The organism is Lysobacter xanthus, assembly GCF_047159895.1.
Genome location: NZ_BAAGAB020000025.1, coordinates 1 through 24,498 on the forward strand (window position 1 = coordinate 1; position 24,498 = coordinate 24,498).

Consider the following 24,498-nt stretch of genomic DNA (forward strand, 5'->3'; position numbering starts at 1 on the left):
GTCCTCGTCGCCCGGGCGCCGCTCCGGCCCCTTCGCGACGCCCACGATCCGCACGCCCTCGACGCCGAGTTCCTCCAGCACGGCCCTCGCCTGCGCCACCTGGCCGGCGCCACCGTCGATGAGCAGGACGTCCGGCAGCACCGCCGCCGATGCCTGCCCCGCGCGGCCGCCCGCCTTCGCGGCGTCGGGCTCGGCTCCGCCGTCGCGTGCCTCGACCGCGCGCCGGAAGCGGCGGTGGATGGCCTGGTGCATCGCCGCGTAGTCGTCGCCGGCCTTCACCCCGGTGATGTTGTAGCGCCGGTACTGCGCGCGCACCGCGCCCTCCGCATCGAACACGACGCACGATGCCACCGTCGCCTCGCCCATCGTGTGCGAGATGTCGAAGCACTCGATGCGATTCGGGACGTCGCCCATGCCGAGCAGGTCGCGCAGGTTCTCGACGCGCGCGCGCTGCGCGGCCGCGCTGGTCATTTCGGACGCGAGCGCCATCTGCGCATTGCGACGCGCGATGTCGAGATAGCCCGCGCGCTCGCCGCGAACGCTGCAGCGGATCTGCACCTTGCGCTCGCTCGAGAGCGCGAAGGCCTGCTCGAGCAGCTCGCGATCCGGAATGTCCCGGTCGATCACGATCTCGCGCGGGGGCGTCTTGTCGATGTAGTGCTGTGAGACGAACGCACCCAGCACCTCGTCGGGCTGGTCGCTGCCGTTCGTGCGCGGAAAGAACGCGCGCGTGCCGAGGTTGCGTCCATCGCGGAAGGCCATCAGCACGACGCAGGCGTTCGCGCCCTGCATGGCGATGGCGAGTACGTCGAGGTCGGCTGCGCGGCCGTCGACGTACTGGCGCGCCTGCAGCGTGCGGATCGAGGAGACGAGATCACGCAGGCGCGCGGCCTCCTCGAAGTCCAGGCTCTGGCTCGCCTGCTCCATCGCGCGGCCGAGCTCGTCGGTAAGCTCGTCGCTGCGGCCCTCCAGCATCATCGAGGCGCGGCGCACGCTCTGCGCATAGTCCTCGCGCGAGACGAGGTCGACGCAGGGTGCGCTGCAACGGCCGATCTGGAACTGCAGGCACGGCCGTGAGCGGTTGCGGAAGACGGTGTCTTCGCAGCTGCGCAGCTTGAACAGCTTGTGCATCAGGTTGAGCGTCTCGCGCACCGCGCCCACGCTCGCATACGGGCCGAAATACTTGCCCTGCACCGCGCGCGGGCCGCGGTGGACGGCGATGCGCGGATAGTCCTCGCCCGTGAGCAGCACGTAGGGATAACTCTTGTCGTCGCGCAGCAGCACGTTGTAACGCGGCTTCAGCGACTTGATCAGCTCGTTCTCGAGGATCAGCGCCTCCGCTTCGGTGCGCGTGGCGGTGACCTCGATGCGCGCGACCTGCGAGACCATCGACGCGATGCGCGGCGACTTCGGCGTGTTGTTGAAGTAGCTCGAAACGCGGTTCTTCAGCGCGCTCGCCTTGCCGACGTACAGCACGCTGTCGTCCGCGCCGATCATCCGGTAGACGCCGGGCGCGGTACTGAGGTGGCGGACGAAATCCTTCGCGTCGAACGCGGGCGCGGACGGCTTCATCGGCCGGTGGCCTGCGCGGCGCGGCGGGCACGGCGTCGGGTCATGCGGGAATCGGGCATCGGCGCGGGGTGGGACCGATTATCGACGAGCGAGGCGCACGGGATGAGAAGGCGGTTCAGCGGCGCTGCGCGGCCAGGTGCCGCTCGGCACGCTCGAGGTCTTCGGGTGTGTCCACGCCGGGCGGGAATGCCTCCGGCGTGACCTCCACCGCGATGCGGTGACCGGCTTCGAGGACGCGCAGCTGTTCGAGCGATTCGATCCCTTCCAGTCGACCGGGCGGCATCGTCGTGAACGCCTGCAGGAAGCCCGCGCGGTAGGCGTAGATGCCGATGTGGCGCAGCCACGGGCCGCCGGCGGGCATCGCGTCGCGCGAGGACGCGAAGGCATCGCGCGGCCACGGAATCGGCGCGCGGCTGAAGTAGAGGGCTTGGCCTTCCGCACCGGCGACGACCTTGACGGCGTTCGGGTCGAGAAGCGTCGCGACGTCGTCGATGACCGCCGCCAGCGTGGCCATCGGCGCGCGGGAACGTTCCAGCAGCTCCGCGACCGCCCGGATGCCCGCGACCGGCGCGAACGGCTCGTCCCCCTGCAGGTTGACCACGATCTCGTCGTCGCCCCAACCCGCGATGCGCGCGCATTCGGCGAGGCGGTCGGTGCCGGAAGCATGCGTCGCGGCGGTCATCGCGATTCGGACCGGCGCATCGCGCAGGGCGTCGGCGATGCGGTCGTCGTCGGTGGCCACCCAGACCTCGCGGGCGCCGGCGGCCAGTGCGCGCCGGGCGACGTGCACCACCAGCGGCTCGCCGCCGAGCGGCCGCAGCGGTTTTCCAGGCAGGCGCGACGCGGCGAACCGGGCGGGAATGGCGACGACGAATCCGGTCATGGGGCGGGCCTGCGCAGGCGGTCGAGTCGGTCGAGGACGGCGGTCCAGAAGGCCTCGGGCAGTTCGGCGTCGATCGGCACGGCCCAGCTGTCCTCAGGTGCGAAGGCGCCGCATTTGACGGCGTCCTTCTCCGTCATCAGCACGGGCAGGCGGCTGGTGAACGCGAGGTCGGGCGCCGTGTAGGCGTGGTGGTCGGCGAACGCATGCGGCACCACGGCAAGGCCGCGGGCTTTCAGCATGTGGAAGAAACGCGCGGGGTCACCGATACCCGCGACCGCATGCACGCGCTGGCCGGCGAACGCGGCGAGCGGACGCGGCCGCCGGCCGTGGAGCGGTACCGCGGCGCCGGGGGCCAGCCGCATCGGCCATTCGCCGAAGCCGGCATCGCCCTGGGCCGCGTCGCCGAGGTTGAGCACGTGGAAGTCGCATCGCGCGGCACGCGCGGCGGGTTCGCGCAGCGGCCCCGCGGGGAGAAGCCGGCCGTTGCCGTAGCGCCGGCGCCCGTCGACCACCTCGATCTCGATGTCGCGTGCCAAGGCGTAGTGCTGCAGGCCGTCGTCGCAGACGACGACGTCGCAGCCGGCGTCCACCAGCGCGGCGGCCGCCCTCGCCCGCTTGCGGTCGACACGGACCTTCGCCCCGGTTCGGCGCGCGAGCAGGAGCGGCTCGTCGCCGGCCTGCGCGGGGGGCGTGCCGGCATCGACCCACAGCGGTGCCTCGCCCTGCCGGCCATAGCCGCGGCTCGCGATCCCCGGTGTCCATCCGGCGTCGCGCAGGCGCTGGACCAGCGCGACCGTCAGCGGCGTCTTGCCCGTACCGCCGGCGGTGACGTTGCCGACGACCACGACCGGCACGCCCGGATGCCGCGCGCGCAGCAGGCGGCGACGGTAGAGCGCCGCGCGCAGCGCGACGAGCGCGGCGTAGATGGGCTCGACCGCACGCGCGGGAAACGGAATCGACGCGTCGCCGTACCAGTGTCGCGGGGTGCGGGGCATCAGGTGGCCTCGCGGAACTGCATCCGGTGCAAATGGGCGTAGAGGCCACCGTGCGCGAGCAGTTCGGCGTGCGTGCCGCGTTCGACGATGCGGCCCTGGTCCATCACCAGCACCTGGTCGGCGTGTTCGATGGTCGACAGGCGATGCGCGATGACGAGCGTCGTGCGATCGGGCATCAGGCGTTCGAGCGCGTCCTGCACCAGGCGCTCGGACTCGGTGTCGAGCGCGGCGGTGGCCTCGTCGAGGATGAGCAGCGGCGCGTCCTTCAGCATCGCGCGCGCGATCGCGAGGCGCTGTCGCTGGCCGCCGGAGAGGCGCCCGCCACGGACGCCGATCGGCGTGTCCGCGCGTTCCGGCATGCGATCGACGAACTCGGCCGCGTTCGCGCCCTCGATCGCCGCGCGAAGCTGCGCCGGCACCGACTGCCCGAGCTCGCCGTAGGCCACGTTCGCGGCGACCGAGCCGTCGAACAGCATCACCTGCTGCCCGACCAGCGCGATCTGCCGGCGGAGGTCGGCGAGCCGGTACTCGCCGATCGGATGGCCGTCGAGCAGGATCGCGCCGTCCTCGACGTCGTAGAACCGCGGGATGAGCTTGATCAGCGTCGACTTGCCGCTGCCCGAGCGCCCCACGATCGCGGTGACCGTGCCCGGCCGTGCGACGAAGCTGATGTCCGACAGCGCGGGCTCCGCCTGGCCCGGATACCGGGCGCTCACGCCGCGGAATTCGATCTCGCCGCGTGCGCGTTCGAGCGGCCGCGTGCCCGAGTCGATTTCCTCTGGCAGGTCCAGCACCTCGAACAGGCGGTCGGCCGACGCGATGCCGCGCTGGAGCATGCCCTGCACGTTGGTGAGCTGCTTGATCGCCGGGATGATCGCGAGCATCGACGTCATCAGCGTCACGAAGTCGCCCGCGGTCAGGCGTCCGGCGGCCGCCTCGCGCGCGGACATCAGCAGCAGCGCCGCGAGCGCGATCGAGCCGATCAGCTGCACGAGCGCCGACGAGATGCTGCGGGTCGACTCCACCTTCAGACTGAGCTTGAGGTAGTGGTCGGCCTGCTCCGCGTAGCGGCCGGATTCGACCTGCTGCGCGCCGTAGATCTTCACTTCCTGCTGGTTGCCCAGCGACTGGTCCGCGAGCTGCAGCAGTTGCGATCCGCTTTCCTGGATGCGATGGCCGATGCGCCGGTAGCGGCGTCCCACGCGATCCATCACCCAGGCGAGCGGTGGCGCGAGCACGAGGATGCCGATCGTCACCTGCCAGCTGTGCCAGAACATGACGATCAGCATCACCACGACCGTCATCGACTGCTGGAGCATCACCTTCAGCGCGTCGACGGCGGCGCTCGCCACCTGGTCGCTGTCGGAGCCGAGGCGGTTGAGCATCGACGGGACGGGCTCGCTGTCGAAACGGCCACCCGGCAGGCGCAGGTACTTGCCGAGGACGAACACGCGCATGTCGCGCGCCACGCCACGACCGGCGCGCGCCATCGACATGTCCGTGACGTAGCCGGCGATGCCGCGCAGCACGAACAGCGCCACGATCTGCAGCGGCAGCCACAGGTCGACGCCCTGTCGCGTGGCGTCGAACGTGCGGTTGATGATGGGCGTCATGCGGTCGGTGAAGATGCCGCCCGCCGCCGCTTCGATGAGCAGCGCGACGAGCCCGATCGCGAGGGTGCCGTAGTACGGGCGAACGTGTTGCTGGAGGCGCCGGTACGTCGACCAGGTGGACCCGCGCGACGTCATTTCGCCGCCGCCCTCTTTTCCGTCGGCGTCGCGACCGCAAGCAGGATGTGCCGGTAGCCGAGCTGGCCGAGCGCTTCCTGTGCCGTGATCACCGCCTGGTAGGGCGTGCGCGCGTCGGCGCGCAGCATGACCGGGCGCTCGCGGTCGCTGCCGCCGACCTCGACGATCGCGGCGCGAAGTGCCGCGGCGTCGTCGCGGATCACCTCGCGGTCGCCGACGAAGTAACGCCCCTGCGCGTTGACCAGCACGTCGAGCGGATCGCGCGCACGCGTCGCCTCGCCACCCGCCTTCGGCAGTTCGAGCTTGAGGGCCGAGCGGCCTTCGAACGTCGCGGTGACGACGAAGAAGATGACCAGCACCAGGATCACGTCGATCAGGGGTACGAGATTGATCTCCGGCTCGTCGACCGGGCGATGCCCGCCGATGCGCATGTCAGGCCGCCTGCGGTGCCGGGCGCGCGCTGCGCTGCTCGAGCACGTCCATGAGCCCGAGGGCCTCGTGCTCCATGTCGACGATGTATTCGGCGATGCGCCCGCGGAACCAGCGGTGCGCGACCAGCGCGGGGATCGCGACGATCATGCCGGTCGCCGTGCAGACGAGCGCCTTGCCGATGCCGCCGGCGAGCTGGTTCACGTCGCCGATGCCGTAGTCGAGGATGCCCAGGAACATCTGGATCATGCCGACGACGGTGCCGAACAGCCCCAGCAGCGGACCCGCCGCGGCGATGGTGCCGAGCGTGTTGAGGTAGCGCTCCATGCGGTGCACGAGGTGGCGGCCGACATCCTCGACGCGCTCCCGCATGACTTCACGCGAGCGGCCGCGCATGTCCAGCACCGCGGCGAGCAGCGCGCCGAGCGGCGACGTCTGCCGCAGCGACTGGATATGCGCGGGCTCCAGATTGCCGCGGGCGGCCCAGGCGCGCACTTCGTCGCCGAGCTTGGCGGGCATGACGCGGCTGCGGCGCAACGCCCAGCCGCGCTCGACCATCAGCGCGAGGGCCAGTGCCGACAGCAGCAGCAGCGGGATCATCGGCCAGCCGCCGGCTTTCACGAGTTCGAGCACGTCCCCTCCGGGCCGATCAATCCGGTCGATAGGATAGCCCAGCGCCTTCGCCGGACCGCCGGGCGGCGTCCCACAACCGCGGATGCGCGGCGCGCCGGGTCGAGGCATGCGGTCCGCCGGCGCCGAGCCGCACGGTGATCGCGCCCGATGCCGCGGTGTTGATCACCTCGGCACCGGCGGCCTCCCAGCGCTCGACCACCTGCCCGTTGGGGTGCCGGAAGCGGTTCGCGAACCCGGCCGAGACGATCGCCAGTCGCGCGCCGGTGGCCTGGACGAAGGCGGGATCGGACGAATGCCGGCTGCCGTGGTGCGCGACGAAGACGACGTCCGCGCGGATCGCCGCAGGGTCGAGCGCGACCAGCCGCGTTTCGACGTGGGCACCGATATCGCCGGTGAGCAGCACGCGGCCGTGCCGGCCCTCGATCCGCAGGACGCAACTCGAATCGTTGGCGAGGTACGGAAAGTCCGGCGGCGGGTGGAGGAACGTGAAGCGCACGCCGTCCCACGTCCACGTTTCGCCGCCGACGCAGGGCCGCGCGTCATCGACGCCGGCTCCGGGCGGCGCCTCGAGGTCCGGCGCCGGCACTTCGCGCCTGACGCTCGGCAGCCCGCCCACGTGGTCGAGGTCGGCATGACTGACCACCATGCGGTCGAGCCGACCGATGCCGCGTGCGTGCAGCACGGGAACGACCGCACGCGCGCCGGCGTCGAACCCGTCGGGGATCGCCGGGCCCATGTCGTACAGCAGCGCATGGCCGTGCGTGCGCACGAGTACCGACAGGCCCTGCCCCACGTCGATCGCGGTGACCTCGACATCGCCGTCGTTCGGTGCGTGCCGGTCCGGCCAGAGCAGCGGCAGCCAGAGCACGAGCGCGAGCGCGCGGCCCGGCGTTCCACGCGGCATCAGGATCCAGAGTGCGCCGAGAAGCGCGAGTGCCACCGCTGCCGGCGTCGCCTCCGGCAGGTGCCACAGCGACAGCGGGGTCGCGGCAAGGCGCTCGAAAAGTGGCCACGTCCCGTCGAACACGCTCGCGGCGAGGTGCCACGCCAGCGCGCCCGCGGCGGGATGCGCGGCGTCGAGGCCGACCCCCGCCACCGACAGCGGCGCGACGACGAGGCTCCACAGCGGTACGGCGACGAGGTTCGCCACCGGCCCGACGAGCGAGGCCTGGCCGAACAGCACCACGGTGAGCGGCAGCAGCCCGACCGTCGCGACCGCCTGGGCGCGCACCAGCTCGCGCACCGGCGAACCGCCCGTGCGGGGCATGCACCAGAGCAACCAGGCCACGCCGGCGAAGCTGAGCCAGAACCCGGCGGAGAGAACGGACAACGGATCGACGAGCAGCATCGCGGTGCCCGCGAGCGCCAGCACCTGCGGTGTCGAGATCGCGCGACGCGACGCCCGCGCGAGCGCGACCACCGCGATCATCAGCAACGTCCGCACCGTGGGCAGCGAAAACCCGGAAGCGGCGGAATACGCGGTCGCCGCAACCAGCCCCGCGCCGGCGGCCGCGACCCGCGCGGGCACGCGTCGGCCGAGACCCGGAAACAGCCACCACGGGATGCGCACGAGGAGCGCGCCCACGCCCGCCACCATGCCGACGTGGAAGCCGCTGATGGCGATCAGGTGCGTCAGGCCGTCGGCGCGCAGCACGGCCCAGTCCTCGTCGGTGAGGAAACGCGTATCGCCGAGCGCCAGTGCCCGCACGAAGCGCGCGCCGGGTCGCCGCAGGGCCGTGTCGATGCGGGATGACGCGGCATCGCGCCAGGCGGCCACGCCCGTGGTCGAACCGATGCGCTCGGCGCCGCCGCGAACGTACCCGGTCGCCGCGAGCCGGTCGGCGAAGGCGTGCATCTCGCCGTCCGGACCACCCGGATTCCGAAGACCGCGCGGCGCGCGGAGCCGCACGCCCAGTCGCCAGCGCTCACCGGCATGCAGGACGGGCGGCGGCGCGTTCCGGTCGCCATACCAGGCCAGGCGCAGCGTGCGACCGGCGAGCCGACCGCCAAACCCGCGCGCGACCTCGAAGACGAACACGGTCCGACGCGGTTCCAGCCGCGGCAAATCGATGATCGTGCCTTCCAGCACCTGCTCGACCTGTGTCGTGCCGGCCGGCAGCTGCAGGTCCAGCGCGTATCGCGCATGCGCGCCCGCGAGGCCGAAGCCCAGCAGCAGCACGCCGACGACCCGCCATCGGGTGCGCGACGTCAAGGCGATGCCGGCGGCGATCGCGCCCAGCGCTAGTGACCACGGCATCGCATCCGGCGCCGCGAGCGCGGCGCAGATGCCGGCCAGCAACGCGAGCGCGGTGCCGGGGGTCGGAAGCGGCGTCCTTGCCGCGTGCATGCCGGACTAGACCTCGTCCGGCGCCAGTTCGCGCAATCGTCCCTCGTGGAGTTCGAGGACCCGATCGAGCTTGCGCGCCAGGCGCCGGTCGTGGGTAACCAGCACGAGGCTCGTGCGCTGCTCGCGGTTGAGGTCGAGCATCAGCTCGAATACGGTCGCCGCGGTCTTCTCGTCGAGGTTTCCGGTGGGCTCGTCCCCGAGCACGCAGCCCGGGCGATTGACCAGCGCACGGGCGACCGCCGCACGCTGCCGCTCGCCGCCCGACAACTCGCCCGGCTTATGGTCGAGGCGATGGCCGAGGCCGACCGATTCGAGCAGCGCGCGTGCGCGACCGCGGGCGTCCGGCACGCCGACGCCGCCGAGCACCACCGGGAACATGACGTTCTCCAGCGCGGTGAATTCCGGCAGCAGGTGATGGAACTGGTAGATGAAGCCGAGCGCGCGATTGCGCAGGCGCCCGCGCTCGGCATCCGAGAGCGCGCTCATCTTCTGGCCATCCACGAACACCTCGCCGGCGCTCGGCGTGTCGAGCCCGCCGAGCAGGTGCAGCAGCGTGCTCTTGCCCGCGCCGGATGCGCCGAGGATCGCGACCGTCTGACCGCGTCGTACCGACAGGTCGAGCCCGTCAAAGACGGGCGTGCGCAGCTTGCCTTCGGCGTAGACCTTGCCGAGCCCCTGCGCCCGGATCACTTCGATCTCCTGCTCACTCATAGCGCAGCGCCTCCGCGGGCGGCGTGCGTGAAGCGCGCCAGGCCGGGTAGATCGTGGCCAGGAACGCCATCACCAGCGCGACCGCGGCGATGATCGCGACGTCGCCGGGCTGCATGTCCGTCGGCAGGCCGGTGATGTAGTAGACGTCCTCCGGCAGCAGTTGCACGCCGAGCACGCGCTCGATGGCATGGAGGATGTGCTCGAGGTTGAGCGTCAGAAGCACGCCGCCCACCACGCCGAGCACCGTGCCGATCACGCCGATCAGCGTGCCCTGCACGACGAAGACCTGCAGCACGCCACGCGGCGTCAGGCCCAGGGTGCGCATGATCGCAATGTCGGCCTGCTTGTCGGTCACCAGCATCACCTGCGACGAAACAAGGTTGAAGGCGCCCATCGCGATGATCAGCGACAGCAGGATCGCCATGATCACCTTTTCCATCTTGAGCGCGCGGAACATGTTGGCGTTCTCGTCCGCCCAGTTGCTGACGTGGTACGGGCCGCCGAGCGACACGGCCAGGTCGCGCGCGACCTCCCAGGCGCGATCCATGTCGTGCAACCTCAGGCGCACGCCGGTGACGCCGTCGCCCATCCGTTGCACGCGCTGGAGGTCGCGCATGTGCACGAAGGCCATGCCGCGGTCGTATTCGTTGTAGCCGGCTTCGAAGATGCCGCTCACGCGGAATCGCTTCATCTGCGGCACCGCGCCCATCGGCGTGGTCAGGGCCTCGGACGTGATCATGACGACGTCGTCGCCCACGCCCACGCCCAGCCAGATCGCCAGTTCGCGCCCCAGCACGATGTTGAACGAGCCGGGCTTCAGGTCGTCGAGCCGGCCCTGCACCATCTTCTCGGCGAGGACGGACACATGGCGCTCCTCCGACGGCAGCACGCCCCGCACGATCGCGGGCTGCTTGCGCGGGCCGGACAGGAGCGTCTGCGCTTCGACATACGGCGCGGCACCGGCGACACGCTTGTCGGCCATTGCCTTGCCCACCGCGCGGGGCCAGTCGCTGATGGGATCGCCGTAACCGCTGACGGTCGCGTGCGCGACCATCTGCAGCATGCGGTCGCGGATCTCGCGCTGGAAGCCGCTCATCACCGCCAACGTGGTAATGAGCGCAGCGACGCCGAGCGCGATGCCCAGGATCGAGGCGAGCGAGATGAACGAAATGAAGCCATTTCGGCGCTTGGCGCGCAGGTAGCGCAGGCCGATTGCGACTGGAAGGGGAGTGAACATGCGGCGCCTGGTCCCGGGGGCGCCTATGGTGCCACTGCCGCCGTGGAGGCGTCGGCGCGGTAGCCGGCGGCCCACAGCCGCAGTTCACGACGCCGGCCCGCGTCGACCACGTCGGGCCAGGCCACGACGTGCTCGGTTCGCCCGGCATCCCGCCACCGCAGGAGCGTCAACGGGCCCTGCCCGGCCACGTGCACGTCGTCCAGAACCGTGCCGTCGAGGCGTACGCTACCGTCGGGCCGGAACACCAGTTCGCGCACCGGCTTCCGCAATTCCTGCCCGGCCAGCAATGCGCCCCAGCCCACGACCAGCGGGGACAGCGCGGCAGCCACGATGCCGTCGAGATCGCTCACGAACAGCCCGCAGGCACCGAAAACGCCCAGTGAAGCGAGGACGCCGGCGAGGAGACGCGAGCCGCGCAATTCAATGCGGCAAGCCGGCGATGCGACCCACGAGGTCCTGGAGTTCGGCATCGTCGAGGCGTTCGTATCCGAGGAAGACGCGCCAGAGCTTATCGTCCTCGGTTTCCAGCAGCCGTCGGAATTCCCCGAGTTCCACGTCGGACGCCTGCGCGCCGTATCGGTCCAGCCACCGCTCGAGCAACTGGTCGAGCTCGCGCATGCCGCGCCGGCATCGCCAGCGAAGCGCTTTGAGCTCGCCGTCGTCGCGCATCAGGCGAGCATCGCCGGCAGCAGGTACGCCCACAGCGCAAACAACGCGACACCGCCCGCCGCGTAGGCGTAGAAGCGATGCATCACGCGGTTGACCGTGAGCTGGATCGCGCTGTGCACGATGCGCAGCGCGACGAAGGCCCAAGCGAGGGTCAGCGTCACACCATCGACGCGATCGATCGCGGAGGCCACCGCCAGCGCGGCATAGAACAGCACGGGCAATTCGGACAGGTTGCGGAAGTTGTCCGCGGACCGGCTGTCGGTGAGCAGAGCGGCGGCCTGCGCGGACGTCGCCACCCGTTGCGGATGGATCCGCTCCCGTCGCATCTGTCCGATCCGCGCCACGAACATGCGGCACCAGACGACGAACGTGAGGCCCGCCATCGCGAACGCGGGCCACCAGATCGCATGCGACTGCATCGCCGTCAGACCCGGCGGGCCAGCATCAGCTTCTTGATCTCGCCGATCGCGCGCGCCGGGTTCAGCCCCTTCGGGCACGTGCGCGCGCAATTCATGATCGTGTGGCAGCGGTAGAGCTTGAACGGATCCTCGAGGTCGTCCAGGCGCGCACCGGTGTCCTCGTCGCGCGAGTCGACGATCCAGCGATACGCCTGCAGGAGGACCGCCGGACCGAGGTAGCGATCGCCGTTCCACCAGTAACTCGGGCAGCTCGTCGAGCAGCAGGCGCAGAGGATGCACTCGTAGAGACCGTCCAGCTTGCGGCGATCCTCGGGCGACTGCAGCCGTTCGCGATCCGACGGGGTCGGACTCTGCGTGCGCAGCCACGGCTTGATCGACGCGTACTGCGCATAGAAGTGCGTGAGGTCGGGAACGAGGTCCTTGACCACCGGCATGTGCGGCAGCGGGTAGATCGCCACCTCGCCCGCGCGGCAGTCCTCGACCGCCTTGGTGCAGGCGAGCGTGTTGGTGCCATCGATGTTCATCGCGCACGAGCCGCAGATGCCCTCGCGGCACGAGCGCCGGAACGTGAGCGTCGGGTCGATCTCGTTCTTGATCTTGATCAGCACGTCCAGAACCATGGGCCCGCAGGCCGCGAGGTCCACCTCGTAGGTGTCGACGCGCGGATTCGCCTCGTCGTCCGGATTCCAGCGGTAGACCTTGAAGACGCGGGGCTGCTTCGCGCCGTTGGCGGCGAAGTGCTGGCCCTTCTGGATCTTCGAGTTCTTCGGGAGGGTGAATTCGGCCATGGCTCGTGTCCGTTGCGCCCGCCGTGTCCGACGGGCGTGACAATCAGTAGACGCGCTTCTTCGGCGGCACCGGGGCGACGTCGTTGGTCAGCGTGTACGAATGCACCGGCCGGTAGTCGATGCGCGTGTTGCCCGCGGCATCGATCCAGCATAGCGTGTGCTTCATCCAGTTCTGGTCGTCGCGATCCGGGAAGTCCTCGCGGGCATGGGCGCCGCGCGATTCCTTGCGGTTCTCCGCCGAGACGATCGTGACCAGCGCCTGGTCCAGCAGGTTCGCGAGCTCAAAGGTCTCCACGAGGTCGGAGTTCCAGGTCAGCGAGCGGTCGCTGACGCGGACGTCGGCGAAGGACGCGTGGATCTCCCGCATCTTGCGCACGCCGTCCGCCAGGGTCTCGCCGGTCCGGAACACCGCGGCGTCAGCCTGCATCGTGCGCTGCATGCGGTCGCGGATCACCGAGGTCGGCGTGCTGCCGTTCGCATTGCGCAGCGCATCGAGCCGCGACAGGGCACCGTCGCAGGCGTCCGAGGTGAGCGGCGCATGGGCCATGTTCGACTGGATGGTCTCGGCGCAACGGTTGGCCACCGCACGGCCGAAGACCACGAGGTCGAGCAGCGAGTTCGACCCGAGGCGGTTCGCGCCATGCACCGAGACGCAGGCGGCTTCGCCGATCGCGTAGAGGCCCGGAACCACCGCATCCGGATCGCCGTCGCGCAGCTGCACGACTTCGCCGTGGTAGTTCGTCGGGATGCCGCCCATGTTGTAGTGGACGGTCGGGATCACCGGGATGGGCTGCGTCTCGACGTCGACGCCCGCGAAGATGCGCGCGGACTCGGCGATGCCCGGCAGCTTCTCGTGGATGACTTCGGGTCCCAAATGCGTGAGGTCGAGCAGGATGTGGTCGTTGTACTCGCCGACGCCGCGACCCTCGCGGATCTCCATCGTCATCGCGCGGCTGACCATGTCGCGCGGGGCGAGGTCCTTCACGCTCGGCGCATAGCGCTCCATGAAGCGCTCGCCATTGCTGTTGCGCAGGATGCCGCCCTCGCCTCGAACACCTTCGGTGATGAGGCAGCCGGCGCCATAGATGCCGGTCGGGTGGAACTGCACGAATTCCATGTCCTGCATCGCGATGCCCGCGCGCAGCGCCATGCCGCCGCCGTCGCCGGTGCAGGTGTGCGCCGACGTCGCGCTGAAGTAGGCGCGGCCGTAGCCGCCCGTCGCGAGCACGGTGCCGTGTGCACGGAACAGGTGGAGCGTGCCGCTGGCCATGTCGAGCGCCAGCACGCCGCGACACGCGCCGCTCGCGTCCATGATCAGGTCGAGCGCGAAGTATTCGATGAAGAACTGCGCGTCGTGCGCCAGCGACTGCTGGTAGAGCGTGTGCAGGATCGCGTGGCCGGTGCGGTCGGCCGCGGCGCACGTACGCTGCGCGGGCGGACCTTCGCCGAAGCGCGTGGTCATTCCGCCGAACGGACGCTGGTAGATGCGGCCGTCCTCGGTGCGCGAGAACGGCACCCCGTAGTGCTCGAGCTCGACGATCGCCGGGATGGCCTCGCGGCACATGTATTCGATCGCGTCCTGGTCGCCCAGCCAGTCCGAACCCTTCACGGTGTCGAAGAAGTGGTAGCGCCAGTCGTCCTCACCCATGTTCGCGAGTGCGGCGGCGACGCCGCCCTGCGCGGCGACGGTGTGCGAGCGCGTCGGGAAGACCTTGGTGATGCAGGCAGTCTTCAGCCCCTTCTGGGCGAGGCCGAAGGTCGCGCGGAGGCCGGCGCCGCCGGCGCCGACGACGACCATGTCGAACTTGTGTTCCTGGATGGGATATGCGGCAGGCATCGAAGGATTCCGGATCAGGCGCCGAGCATGACGCGCACCACGGCGAGAACGCTGGCGAGGCCGGCGATCCAGCACGCGAACACGATGAAGAGCTGCAGCGCGCTGTAGCGCAGCGCCGTGTGGACGTAGTCCTCCACGATCACCTGCAGGCCGAGGCGCGCATGCCAGAAGTTGGCGACGAGAAAGGCGATCAGCAGCGTCGCGTTCACCGGATGGCCGACGCGCGCGCGCACGGTCGCGAAGTCGGCGCCGACCAGCGAGATGACCAGTCCGACGACGTAGAGGCCCAGCTGCACGAGTGCCAGCGCGGTCACGCGCTGCACGAGGAAGTGGTGGGTGCCGTCCTTCGCGGAACCCAGGCCGCGGGCGACCTTCAGCGGATGTCGCAGCATCGGCGGGCGACGCCCGGCATTGGTGCTCATGCGCCACCCCACTTCTGCATGGCGAGCAGCCAGATGATCGCGGTGAGCACCAGGCTGCCGACGATCGCGGTCCAGGCGCTCTTGACGAAGGCCGGCGGCGAAACGCCCAGCCCCATGTCCTGCGACAGGTGGCGGAGGCCGCTCAGCAGGTGGAAGGCGAGCGCCCACGTCCAGCCGAACAGCACGAGCAGCCCGAGCGGCGAGCGCGCGGCGTCGGTGAAGTCGTGCCAGTGCCGCGCGCCCGCGGCGAGCGCCACGAGGCCCCAGGCGATCAGCAGGCTGCCGAGCGAGAGGATGATGCCGGTCCCGCGATGCAGGATCGAGCTGACCATCTGCACCTGCCAGCGGTAGACCTGCAGGTGCGGGGATAACGGACGTTCGCGGTACGCCATGCGGGAGGCTCTCGGTCGGATGCGAATCGGCCGCGGACCCACGGCCGGCGACGCTAGAAATCGATGCAGCGGCCGTCCTTCTCCCAGTCCCCGTAGCGCGTGGGCTCGGGGCCTGGCCGACCTCCGATCTCGCGTGCAGGCGGCTGCACGGGAGCCGCAGGCGTCGGCACCGTGTCGGCCGGCGTTTCCTGCGGAGTTTCGAGGGGCGTCTGGCCTATCATTCCAGCGTTAAATATTAAGTCCGGGCCTCATGTCTGACAACCCGCAGTATGGAACGGCCTGTGTTTCGCTCACCGGTATACGTGTGCTGGCGCTCACCGGAGGCGACGCGGTGGTATTCGCGCAGTCACAGTTCATGAACGACGTGGCGGGGCTCGGCGACGGCGGCTGGCAGTGGAACGGCTGGCTCGACCCGAAGGGGCGCGTGCACGCCCTGTTCGCGCTGCTCCGTCGGGACGCCGGGACGCTGTGGCTCGTCACCTCCGCGGGCGCGGAGGACTTCGCGGCCGCCCTGCGCCGCTTCGTCTTCCGCAGTCGGGTGAAGATCGAGGTCCTCGACCTGGCGGTTGCGGGTCGATTCGGCGCGCCGACCGAGGCGCGTGGGTCGCTGGCCGCCCTCCGCGACGGGTTCGCGGAATTCGACTGGTCCGGCGATGCCGGCGCGCGGACGCTCATCGTCGGCGGTGAACCCGCGGCCCGGGATGCCGCCGCGGAAGCCGCCTGGCACGTGCCGGGCCTCGCCGCGGGATGGCCCGCCCTGCCGGGCGTGCGCCTCGACGCCTGGACGCCCCATCAGCTGTCGTTGCAGCGGCTCGGCGCCTTCAGCGTCAAGAAGGGTTGCTATCCGGGCCAGGAAATCGTCGCACGCACGCACTTCCTGGGACGCGCCAAGCGCGGCCTTGCGCGCTTCCGCGGCATCGGCGAGGTGGACGGTCAGCCGATGCTGCAGGACGCCGATGGCCGCGACGTCGGGCAGGTCGTGGTCGGCCGCGGCGACGAGTTGCTCGCCGTGGTGCCGCTCGACCCGCCGGACGCGCCGCTGTATCTGGCCGGCACCGCCCTGGAACGCCGCGCGCTGGGCGATGGGCTCGCCCGCTGACGACGCGCACCGGCGTCAGCCGGCCGAAGCGAGCGTCTGCGCCGCCGCCACGATGTCGTCGTCGCCCGGAATCACCAGGAAGGCGGCACCCGCGAGCGGCGTGTAGGTGTCCGCACCGACCACGCGCCGCATGGGCGTCGCGCCGAGGCCCCCTTCCGCGAGCGCGGTGATGACGCCCTCGCCCACGCCGGCGCTGCGGCGGCCTTCGTCGACGACGATGACGCGCCTGGCGCTGCGCACCTGCTCGACGATCCACGCATCGCTGAGCGGCACCAGCCAGCGCAGGTCGAGCACGCGGACCTTCCAGCCGTGCGCCTGCTCGATGCGTCGCGCGGCGCGCAGGCTCATCGGCACGCCGTTGCCGTAGGTGACGATGACGAGGTCGTCGCCCTCGCCGTAGACGCGCCCCTCGCCGAGCGTCATCGCCTCGCCCGGCGCCGGGTACTGCGTGAGCCACCGGCCATCGCCGGGCTCGTACAGATCCTTGGTCATGTACAGCGCGATCGGCTCGAGGAAGATGCTGACGCGGCCGTCGACCTTCGCCAGCGCCATCAGCGTGCGCAGCATGGTCGCCGCATCGTCGCCGCGGGACGGACAGCCGACGACGAGGCCGGGAATGTCGCGCAGCGCGGTGATCGAGTTGTCGTTGTGGAAGTGCCCGCCGAAGCCGCGCTGGTAGCCGAGCCCCGCCATGCGCACGACCATCGGATTGCGGTACTGGTCGTTGCTGAAGAACTGCAGGCTCGACGCCTCGCCGCGGATCTGGTCGCCCGCGTTGTGGAAATACGCGAGGTACTGGATCTCGGGGACGGGCAGCATGCCCATGTTCGCGAAGCCCTGCGACAGGCCGAAGATCATCGTCTCGTCGAGCAGCGTGTTGAAGACGCGACGCGAGCCGAACGCCTTGTACAGGCCCTTGGTCACGGTGTAGACGCCGCCCTTCTGCGCGACGTCCTCGCCGAACAGCAGCGTCTCCGGATACTTGGCGAACTGGTCGTGCAGCGCGTTGTTGATCTGGATCGCGAGGTGCCGCGGCGGCTGCTTCTCGGGGAGCTTCGCCTCGCCGCCGAACACCTCGAGCCGACGCTCCGGATCCGGCGCGCGCTCGGCTTCCGCCCGCACTGCGTCCGGCGTGTACGGCGCGAGCGGTGCGACGACGCTTTCCAGCGTCGTGAGCCGCGGGCGACGATCGGCGTCCTCCGCGGCGTCGAAGCACTTGCGACGCGTCGCCTCGTACAGATCGACGATCTCGTCCTTCGACATCAGGCCCGATTCCATCGCGATCGCGGCCGAACGCAGCAGCGGATCGGTGGCCTCGACCGCGCACAGCTCCTCGATCGAACGCCATTCGATCTCGAAGTCGGTTCCCGCGTGGCCCATGATCCGGGTGGTCTTGAGATGAAGGAACGTCGGGCGGCGCGTGCGGCGGCAGTGCTCGACCGCACGCTGCACGTCGCCGTAGCCGTGCGCGAGGTCGAGGCCGTCGGCGAAGAAGTAGTCGAGGCCCGGCATCTGCCGGAAACGGTTCGCGATCCAGCCCGTCGGCGTCTTCACCGAGATGCCGATGCCGTTGTCCTCGCAGACGAACAGCACGGGCGCGGGAAGCTTCTGGTAGGCCGTCCACGCGGCGGCATTGAAGGCGGTCTGCGCCGTGGCGTGGTTCGCCGACGCATCGCCGAACGAGCAGATCGCGATGGAATCGTCCGCGATCGGCAGCGCATGCCCGATGCGCCGGCCGGTCTCGATGGCGACCGCGGTGCCGAGCGCCTTCGGCAGGTGCGAGGCGATCGTCGACGTCTGCGGCAGGACCCACAACGGCTTGCTGCCCCAGACCTTGTGGCGGCCGCCGGACGCCGGATCCTCGGCGCTGGCCGCGAAGCTGAGCGCGGAATCCATGATCGGGTCCATGCCGGGCAGCTTGCGGAAGCGCTCGGCCATGAAGCCGCCGGAACGGTAATGCAGGAATGCGGGATCGGTGTGGCGCGTGAGCCGCGCGACCATCGCATTGCCTTCATGGCCGCTGCTGCCGATCGTGTAGAAGACCTTGTTCTGCACGCGCAGGACGCGCGCCATGAGATCGAGGTGGCGGCTGATGAGTTGCGACTCGAACAGCTCCCGGAAGCCCCGCGCGTCCAGCGCGCTGCCTTCGAGGATCGATTCATGCGGCGCGGGACGCGCATCCACGCGGCCGCTCCAGGCCTTCACGAATTCGACGAAGTTGACGTCGCAGATCTCGGCGCGGTTGAGCCCCTTCATGCGGGCGGGAATCGGATTGGGCAGCGTGACGGACATGCGGTCTTCCATGGACGGGCGCGGCCCGTCGGATGAGTCGGAAAATCAGGCGGACTGCGCGATGCGCGCGGCGGCGGTCGCGTCGGGCTCGACCATCGGCACGAAGCCGGGCGTGGACTCGACGCGCTGCAGCCAACGGCGGATGGCCGGATATGGCGCCAGCGAGACGCCGCCGTGCGGGGCGACGTGCGTGTAGGCGAACAAGGCGATGTCGGCGATGCCGTAAGCGCCACCGGTGAACCAGTCGTGCGAGTGGAGGTGATCTTCCATCACCCGCAATGCCTCGTGCGCGCGCTCGCGCAGGCGCGGCAGGTCGGCGCGGCGCGCCGAGTCTCCGGGCGTCCAGCCGCAGATGAAGCGCGCGACGGCGACGTAGGGCTCGTGGCTGTACTGCTCGAAGAACATCCAGCTGAGCGCCTGCGCACGGGCCCATGCATCCTCCGGCAGGTAGGGCGTGCCTTCGGCGAGCCAGAACAGGATCGCGTTCGATTCGACGAGCATGCGGCCGTCGTCGAGCTCGAGCATCGGCACCTTGCCGTTCGGGTTCTTCGCGAGGTACGCCGGCGTGCGCGTCGCGCCCGCGCTGCTGTCGGTCTCGACCCAGCGGTACGCGCGGCCGAGCTGCTCGAGCAGCAGGCGCACCTTGTGGCAGTTGCCGGAGGGCGAGAAGCCGTGGACGGTGATCACGCCAGCGTCGCTCGTCGCGCGACCCATTCCTCGCGCGTCTGGCCCCAGATCTCGATCTCGAAGCGGTCGTGCGGCGGCTGGAACACGCCCCGACCGCGGTTGCGCGCGCCGAGCCGCTTCGCCACGTTCTGGGAGGCGGTGTTCGCGACGTCGATCGAATGGATGATGTCGGTCCAGCCGAGGTGTTCGAACGCCCAGTCCATCGCGGCGATGCAGGCCTCGGTGCAGTAGCCCTTGCCCCACGCCTCCGGGTGCAATGCGTAGCCGACCTCGGTGCCCGGCCAGCCCGCCGGCTGCCACGGCCCGGCCTGCCCCATGAAGAGCCCGCTCGACTTCTCCTCGATCGCGAACATCGCGAAGCCCTGGATCGCCCAGGCACCCGGCATCTGCAGGAACCGGCGCCAGGCGTCGCCGGCCACCAGCGGCCCGCCGATGTGATGCGTCTCCGGTGCCGCGAACATCTCCGCGTACCGCGGAAAATCCGCCTCGCGCCACTGGCGCAGGATCAGGCGTTCGGTTTCGAGGCGTGGACCACGACCGGTCATGCAGTCTCCTTGTCCGTTCGGACGCCGCGCCCGGGCCGGAGCCCGGGGCGCGTCGAGGCCGGCGCGCAGAGGCGCGACGGGATCAGAACGCGTTGATGCCGGTGAGCTCGCGGCCCACGACCAGCTGATGCACGGTCTCCGTGCCTTCGTACGTGATCACCGACTCGAGGTTCAGCGCATGCCGGATCGGCGAGTGCTCGGTGGTGATGCCGGCGCCGCCGAGCAGGTCGCGGCATTCGCGCGCGATGTCGATCGCCATGCGGCAGTTGTTCCACTTCGCGAGCGACACCTGCGTCGGCTGCATCGTGCCCGCGTCCTTCATGCGGCCGAGCTGGACGACCAGCAGCTGCGCGAGCGTGATGCGGCGGGCCATGTCGGCCATCTTCAGCTGCGCGCTCTGCGTGGCGGCGACCGGACGACCGAAGAGCATGCGCTCCTTGGTGTACTGCACGGTCTCGTCGAGACAGGCAACGGCGGCGCCGATGGGGCCCCAGGTGATGCCGTAGCGGGCCTGCGTCAGGCAGCCCAGCGGGCCCTTGAGGCCTTTGACGTTCGGCAGCCGATTCGCCTCCGGCACCCGCACGTTGTCGAAGTAGAGCGCGCTGGTCACCGAGGCGCGCAGCGACATCTTGTGCTTGATTTCCTGCGCCGCGAAGCCCGGCATGCCCTTCTCGACGATGAAGCCCTGGATGCCGTCGTCGGTCTGCGCCCAGACGATCGCGATGTCGGCGAGGTTGCCGTTCGTGATCCACATCTTGGCGCCGTTGAGGACCCAGTCGCCGCCGTCGCGCCTGGCGTTCGTCTTCATGTTGGCCGGATCGGAGCCGCCGTGCGGCTCGGTCAGGCCGAAGCAGCCGATCACCTTGCCCGCGGCCATGTCCGGCAGCCAGCGCGTACGCTGCTCCTCGGAGCCGTAGGCGTAGATCGGATACATGCAGAGCGAGCTCTGCACGGAGACGAAGCTGCGGATGCCGCTGTCACCGCGCTCGAGCTCCTGGCAGATCAGGCCGTAGCTGACGGCATTGAGGCCGGCACAGCCGTACTGTTCGGGCAGCGACGAGCCCAGCAGGCCCAGCTCGGCGATCTCCGGCACCAGCTCGCGCGGGAAGCGGCCCTGGTCGAAGCAGTCGCCGATGATCGGCAGGACGCGCTCGTCGGTGAAACGGGCGACGGTGTCCTGCACCGCGCGCTCCTCCTCGGTCAGGAGGGAACGGACGTCGTAGAGGTCGTACGGATTCAGGGCCATGCGGGCTGGAGACGTTCGGCGGTGGGGAGCCTCACATTGTAGGCCCCGTCACAAACCGTCGACACCCCGGCCGGCGGCCGGCCCATAAAAAAAGGGGCCGGTCGCCCGGCCCCTCCTCTGGAACGGTGCTCAGCCGCGCGTGGCGACCGCGGTCGAGGTCACGACGCGCCCGTCCACCACCGGCAGGCGGCTACCGGGGCGCTGGTCCATGCGGACCGTGCGGCGGTCGCCGTCCAGGTCGTAGGTGACGTCGTAGCCGACCACGCGGTTGTCGGTGCCCACGCGGATCCGGCTGCCCGGGCGGCTGGCCATGCGCTGGCTGCCGACGGTGCCGTCCGGATTGCGGTAGGTGACCGTGTAGGCCACGGTGCGCGAGCTCTGCGACGTGTCGGTGACCGTGTGGCACTGGCGGTCGACGCGTTGCACGACGCGACCGCCGATGTGGTTGCGGTCGACCCGGTTGCCGACGAAGCCGCCGCCCACGGCACCCGCCACGGTCGCCAGCTTGCGACCGGTGCCGCCGCCGACCTGGTTGCCGACCAGGCCGCCGATCAGCGCGCCGGCCACCGTGCCGCCGACGTTGCCGTCGCGCTCGGGCAGGCGATCGGCGACGACCACGTCCTCGCAGACCTCGCGCGGACGACTCGTCGTGCTGGTCTCGCGCACCGGATCGATATCGATCACCTTCGCGTAGCGCGGGCTCGACGTGCGCACCGCATCCACGTCGACCACGTCGGCGTACGCGACGCGTGGCGCCTCGACGCCGGCGACCGGAGCCGCGACGGGCGCAACCGGTGCGATCGCCGCGTTCGCCGAGGTCGACTGGTCGAGTCGCGTGGCGCCGACCGCGGGTTGCGCGACGCGCATCGGCTGGAAGGCCTGGGGCGCCTCGTCGTGGCTGAAGGTGTTGTAGGCGGCGACGGCGACGCCGCCGAGGAGCATGGAACCGAGTGCGACCGCGAGGATGTTCCTGTCCATTCGAGCCTCCGGGCCCTTGGGGGGATTCGACGTGGCCCGATTCGAGCACCGGCCGCCTGAACGCTTCCGGAGCATCACCGGGACCTCACGAGCCCTGTTCAGGAAGCGACATGCGCGTGCGGCCTGGCGTGCTAGCGTCCGAGCCCGAGGTGACCATGACCCGTTTGATGCTGGCTCCCCTGATGCGCTGGGCCTCGCGCCTGCGGCATCCGACCCTGTTCTGGATCACCGCCGCACTGTTCGTGCTGGACGTGCTGATCCCGGACTTCATCCCGCTCGCGGACGAGCTGCTGCTCGGCCTCGGCACGATGCTGCTCGCCAACTGGCGCCGACGCGGAGAGCCTCCGGCCCCGACGACCCGTCGATGAGCGCGCTCGTCGACACTCACGCGCACCTCGACGTCGAGGAGTTCGCTGCGGACCTCGACGCGGTGCTCGCGCGCGGGCGCGCCGCGGGTGTCGAGCGCATGGTGGTCCCCGCGATCGACGCGGCGAGCTGGCCGCGGCTGCGCGAAACGTGCCAACGGCACGAGGGCCTGTTCGCCGCCTATGGCCTGCACCCCGTGTTCCTCGAGCGCCATGCGGCGTCGCACGTCACGGAACTGCGCGATTGGCTGGCGCGCGAGCGACCGGTCGCGGTCGGCGAATGCGGGCTCGACTACTTCGTCGAGGGGCTCGACGTCGACGCGCAGCGGACGCTGTTCGACGCGCACCTGAAACTCGCGCGCGAGTTCGACCTGCCGCTCGTCGTGCACGCCCGCCACGCCGTGGACGACGTGATCGCCGCGATCCGGCGCATCGGTGGCGTGCGCGGCGTCGTGCACAGTTTTTCGGGCAGCCGCCAGCAGGCGGAAACGCTCTGGCGCCTGGGCTTCCTTCTCGGGCTCGGCGGCCCGGTGACCTACACGCGTGCGAACCGGCTGCGCACGCTCGCCGCGACCATGCCGGTGGAGTTCCTGTTGCTCGAGACCGATGCGCCCGACCAGCCCGGCGCGACGCAGCGTGGGCGTCGAAACGAGCCCGCGTTCCTCGTCGACGTGCTCGAGACGATCGCGGCGCTGCGCGGCGAGGACCGCGCAGCACTGGCGCGCGCGACCACGGCGAATGCCGAGCGCCTCTTCGGCCTCAGCCCCGTGGCTTCGGCCTGAGCAGCATCTCGATCGCCTTGCCGGCGATCGCGAAGGCGAACGCGCCGGTGACGTGCGTGGCCGCGCCCAGCCCGCCGCCGCAGTCGAGTTTGAGGCTGCCCTCCCCGTCCGCCGCCGGCCGCACGCCACAGACGCTGCCGTCGGCCTGCGGATACTTGACGTTCTCCAGCGAATAGATGGCCGGCACGCCGAAGTAGCGGTCGGCATTGCGCGGAAAACCGAAGCCGGCACGCAGGCGCTTTCGGATGAGGGCCAGCATCGCGTCCTGCTCGGTCCGCGAGAGATCGCGCACGCGCACGAGCGTCGCGTCCGTGCGCCCGCCCGCGGACCCGCTCACGACGAGCGGAAGCTTGCGACGGCGGCACCAGGCGATCATTTCGACCTTCGTCTGCAGGCTGTCGCAGGCGTCGACGACGAGGTCGATCGGGCCCTCGAGCTGCTGTTCGAGATTGGACGGCGTGACGAAGGCCTGCACCGCCTCGATGTCGATAAGCGGGCTGATGCGACGACACCGCTCGGCCATGGCCGCGACTTTCGGGTCGCCGTACGCGCCCTCGATCGCCGGCAGCTGGCGATTGGTGTTGGAGACGCACAGATCGTCGGCGTCGATCAACCGCAGCCCGCCGACCGCCGAGCGCGCGAGCGCTTCCGCCACCCAGGAGCCGACGCCACCGAGGCCCACGATCGCGACCCGGCAGGTCGACAGGCGCGCGATGCTGCCCGCGCCGTACAGGCGGTCGATGCCCGCGAAGCGTTCGGTCCAGGCGGAGTCGAGAACGGGAGTCTCCATGCCTGCATTCTAGGCGGCACGGCGTGCGCGGCCCGCATCGGCACGCGTGATAAGGTCGCGCGATTCCGCCGGGAGACGCCGATGAACGACACGAACACGCCCTCGTCCACGCCGCGCCGCAACGGCTCGCGCTACCTGGCCATGGCCGCGCTCGGGCTGGTGGTCGGCACCGTCACCAGCGTCATGGCGATGCGTGCGATCGAGCAGCGGAAGGATCCCTATCCCGAGGCGGTGATGCACGTGATGGCCGCGCACATGCGCGCGCTGAAGGAGAACGTGACCAGCAACCGCTGCGCGCCCACCGACGTCGTGCCGCACCTCACCACGCTGCGCGCGTTGTCGAACGACATCGAGCCGGCGTTCAAGGACATGCGGGAGGACGCCAAGTTCGCGAAGTACGCGAGCGACCTGCGCGCCGCGGTCGATGCGGGGCTCGCCACGCCGCCGCTCACCTGCGCCGGCGTGCAGGCGACGTCCGCGAAGATCGGCGAGTCCTGCGAGGCCTGCCACCGGTACGCGAACCCGTAACGGCGGCGCACCCGCGGCTGAACGGTCCGCCGCGGGCTTGATACATGCTTCACCCGGTCGCTTCCACGATCCGGCGGGCATGGCAATGGCCATGGCCCTGCCAC

At 70.4% G+C, this 24,498-nt stretch carries 27 protein-coding genes; 4 read left to right on the top strand and 23 right to left on the bottom strand.

Annotated features, from left to right (window positions below; genetic code table 11):
• The 17 genes from uvrC to ACY35P_RS08225 all read right to left on the bottom strand — a co-directional run.
• Window positions 1–1,572, bottom strand: a 1,572-nt coding sequence (uvrC, locus tag ACY35P_RS08145; RefSeq protein WP_462115333.1) for an excinuclease ABC subunit UvrC, incomplete at its 3' end; no start/stop codon positions are given.
• Between the two features lie 115 nt (window positions 1,573–1,687).
• On the bottom strand, window positions 1,688–2,455 hold the full coding sequence (kdsB, locus tag ACY35P_RS08150; RefSeq protein WP_462115334.1) for a 3-deoxy-manno-octulosonate cytidylyltransferase: 768 nt from the start codon (window positions 2,453–2,455) through the stop codon (window positions 1,688–1,690).
• The gene (gene lpxK, locus ACY35P_RS08155) at window positions 2,452–3,450 is read right to left on the bottom strand and encodes a tetraacyldisaccharide 4'-kinase (RefSeq protein WP_462115335.1); all 999 of its coding nucleotides are present in this window, start codon (window positions 3,448–3,450) and stop codon (window positions 2,452–2,454) included. The genes kdsB and lpxK overlap by 4 nt, the downstream gene beginning before the upstream one ends.
• Complete coding sequence (msbA, locus tag ACY35P_RS08160) at window positions 3,450–5,198, bottom strand: lipid A export permease/ATP-binding protein MsbA (protein WP_462115336.1); 1,749 nt, start codon at window positions 5,196–5,198, stop codon at window positions 3,450–3,452. The genes lpxK and msbA overlap by 1 nt, the downstream gene beginning before the upstream one ends.
• Complete coding sequence (locus tag ACY35P_RS08165; RefSeq protein ID WP_462115337.1) at window positions 5,195–5,629, bottom strand: ExbD/TolR family protein; 435 nt, start codon at window positions 5,627–5,629, stop codon at window positions 5,195–5,197. Before ACY35P_RS08165 ends, msbA begins: the two co-directional genes overlap by 4 nt.
• Before the next feature lies 1 nt (window position 5,630).
• A complete protein-coding gene (locus ACY35P_RS08170) occupies window positions 5,631–6,260 on the bottom strand; it encodes a MotA/TolQ/ExbB proton channel family protein (protein ID WP_462115338.1) in 630 nt (209 codons plus the stop codon).
• 16 nt (window positions 6,261–6,276) lie between these two features.
• Window positions 6,277–8,607, bottom strand: coding sequence for a DNA internalization-related competence protein ComEC/Rec2 (locus ACY35P_RS08175; protein WP_462115339.1), 2,331 nt, complete (start codon window positions 8,605–8,607; stop codon window positions 6,277–6,279).
• A 6-nt stretch (window positions 8,608–8,613) separates the two neighbouring features.
• The gene (lolD, locus tag ACY35P_RS08180) at window positions 8,614–9,318 is read right to left on the bottom strand and encodes a lipoprotein-releasing ABC transporter ATP-binding protein LolD (RefSeq protein ID WP_462115340.1); all 705 of its coding nucleotides are present in this window, start codon (window positions 9,316–9,318) and stop codon (window positions 8,614–8,616) included.
• Window positions 9,311–10,555 (bottom strand): lipoprotein-releasing ABC transporter permease subunit, encoded by a 1,245-nt coding sequence (locus tag ACY35P_RS08185; RefSeq protein WP_462115341.1) that lies wholly within the window; start codon window positions 10,553–10,555, stop codon window positions 9,311–9,313. Before ACY35P_RS08185 ends, lolD begins: the two co-directional genes overlap by 8 nt.
• A gap of 23 nt (window positions 10,556–10,578) precedes the next feature.
• Window positions 10,579–10,905 carry a hypothetical protein gene (locus tag ACY35P_RS08190; RefSeq protein ID WP_462115342.1) on the bottom strand — a complete coding sequence of 109 codons (327 nt, stop codon included), beginning with the start codon at window positions 10,903–10,905 and terminating at the stop codon, window positions 10,579–10,581.
• Window positions 10,906–10,975: 70 nt separating this feature from the next.
• Entirely contained in the window at window positions 10,976–11,224 is a 249-nt protein-coding gene (locus ACY35P_RS08195; RefSeq protein ID WP_462115343.1) for an FAD assembly factor SdhE, read from the bottom strand.
• Complete coding sequence (locus tag ACY35P_RS08200; protein ID WP_462115344.1) at window positions 11,224–11,643, bottom strand: MAPEG family protein; 420 nt, start codon at window positions 11,641–11,643, stop codon at window positions 11,224–11,226. Before ACY35P_RS08200 ends, ACY35P_RS08195 begins: the two co-directional genes overlap by 1 nt.
• A gap of 5 nt (window positions 11,644–11,648) precedes the next feature.
• On the bottom strand, window positions 11,649–12,431 hold the full coding sequence (locus ACY35P_RS08205; RefSeq protein ID WP_462115345.1) for a succinate dehydrogenase iron-sulfur subunit: 783 nt from the start codon (window positions 12,429–12,431) through the stop codon (window positions 11,649–11,651).
• Between the two features lie 43 nt (window positions 12,432–12,474).
• Window positions 12,475–14,268, bottom strand: a complete 1,794-nt coding sequence (gene sdhA, locus ACY35P_RS08210) for a succinate dehydrogenase flavoprotein subunit (protein WP_462115346.1) — start codon at window positions 14,266–14,268, stop codon at window positions 12,475–12,477.
• Window positions 14,269–14,282: 14 nt separating this feature from the next.
• Window positions 14,283–14,690: a succinate dehydrogenase, hydrophobic membrane anchor protein gene (sdhD, locus tag ACY35P_RS08215; RefSeq protein ID WP_462115347.1), complete on the bottom strand. Its 408-nt coding sequence runs from the start codon at window positions 14,688–14,690 to the stop codon at window positions 14,283–14,285.
• A complete protein-coding gene (gene sdhC, locus ACY35P_RS08220; RefSeq protein WP_462115348.1) occupies window positions 14,687–15,082 on the bottom strand; it encodes a succinate dehydrogenase, cytochrome b556 subunit in 396 nt (131 codons plus the stop codon). The genes sdhD and sdhC overlap by 4 nt, the downstream gene beginning before the upstream one ends.
• A gap of 53 nt (window positions 15,083–15,135) precedes the next feature.
• A complete protein-coding gene (locus ACY35P_RS08225) occupies window positions 15,136–15,303 on the bottom strand; it encodes a DUF1674 domain-containing protein (protein WP_462115349.1) in 168 nt (55 codons plus the stop codon).
• 29 nt (window positions 15,304–15,332) lie between these two features.
• On the opposite strand from ACY35P_RS08225, the gene ygfZ reads away from it, so the two are divergent.
• Window positions 15,333–16,181, top strand: coding sequence for a CAF17-like 4Fe-4S cluster assembly/insertion protein YgfZ (ygfZ, locus tag ACY35P_RS08230; protein ID WP_462115350.1), 849 nt, complete (start codon window positions 15,333–15,335; stop codon window positions 16,179–16,181).
• A gap of 15 nt (window positions 16,182–16,196) precedes the next feature.
• On the opposite strand, the gene ACY35P_RS08235 is transcribed toward ygfZ, so the two are convergent.
• The 5 genes from ACY35P_RS08235 to ACY35P_RS08255 form a co-directional block, all read right to left on the bottom strand.
• Window positions 16,197–18,473 (bottom strand): thiamine pyrophosphate-dependent enzyme, encoded by a 2,277-nt coding sequence (locus ACY35P_RS08235; protein ID WP_462115351.1) that lies wholly within the window; start codon window positions 18,471–18,473, stop codon window positions 16,197–16,199.
• A gap of 45 nt (window positions 18,474–18,518) precedes the next feature.
• A complete protein-coding gene (locus tag ACY35P_RS08240; protein WP_462115365.1) occupies window positions 18,519–19,157 on the bottom strand; it encodes a glutathione S-transferase family protein in 639 nt (212 codons plus the stop codon).
• A complete protein-coding gene (locus ACY35P_RS08245) occupies window positions 19,157–19,705 on the bottom strand; it encodes a GNAT family N-acetyltransferase (RefSeq protein ID WP_462115352.1) in 549 nt (182 codons plus the stop codon). The genes ACY35P_RS08240 and ACY35P_RS08245 overlap by 1 nt, the downstream gene beginning before the upstream one ends.
• An 82-nt stretch (window positions 19,706–19,787) precedes the next feature.
• Window positions 19,788–20,951 carry an acyl-CoA dehydrogenase family protein gene (locus ACY35P_RS08250; RefSeq protein ID WP_462115353.1) on the bottom strand — a complete coding sequence of 388 codons (1,164 nt, stop codon included), beginning with the start codon at window positions 20,949–20,951 and terminating at the stop codon, window positions 19,788–19,790.
• A 129-nt stretch (window positions 20,952–21,080) separates the two neighbouring features.
• Window positions 21,081–21,929, bottom strand: coding sequence for a glycine zipper 2TM domain-containing protein (locus ACY35P_RS08255; RefSeq protein WP_462115354.1), 849 nt, complete (start codon window positions 21,927–21,929; stop codon window positions 21,081–21,083).
• 155 nt (window positions 21,930–22,084) lie between these two features.
• On the opposite strand from ACY35P_RS08255, the gene ACY35P_RS08260 reads away from it, so the two are divergent.
• Window positions 22,085–22,297: a DUF6116 family protein gene (locus ACY35P_RS08260; RefSeq protein WP_462115355.1), complete on the top strand. Its 213-nt coding sequence runs from the start codon at window positions 22,085–22,087 to the stop codon at window positions 22,295–22,297.
• Window positions 22,294–23,076: a TatD family hydrolase gene (locus tag ACY35P_RS08265; RefSeq protein WP_462115356.1), complete on the top strand. Its 783-nt coding sequence runs from the start codon at window positions 22,294–22,296 to the stop codon at window positions 23,074–23,076. Before ACY35P_RS08260 ends, ACY35P_RS08265 begins: the two co-directional genes overlap by 4 nt.
• Here ACY35P_RS08265 and ACY35P_RS08270 read toward each other — a convergent pair.
• Window positions 23,054–23,866 (bottom strand): tRNA threonylcarbamoyladenosine dehydratase, encoded by an 813-nt coding sequence (locus ACY35P_RS08270; protein WP_462115357.1) that lies wholly within the window; start codon window positions 23,864–23,866, stop codon window positions 23,054–23,056. The genes ACY35P_RS08265 and ACY35P_RS08270 overlap by 23 nt on opposite strands.
• An 81-nt stretch (window positions 23,867–23,947) precedes the next feature.
• Here ACY35P_RS08270 and ACY35P_RS08275 point away from each other — a divergent pair, with 81 nt between their 5' ends.
• Entirely contained in the window at window positions 23,948–24,394 is a 447-nt protein-coding gene (locus ACY35P_RS08275; protein WP_462115358.1) for a hypothetical protein, read from the top strand.
• Window positions 24,395–24,498: the final 104 nt, after the last annotated feature.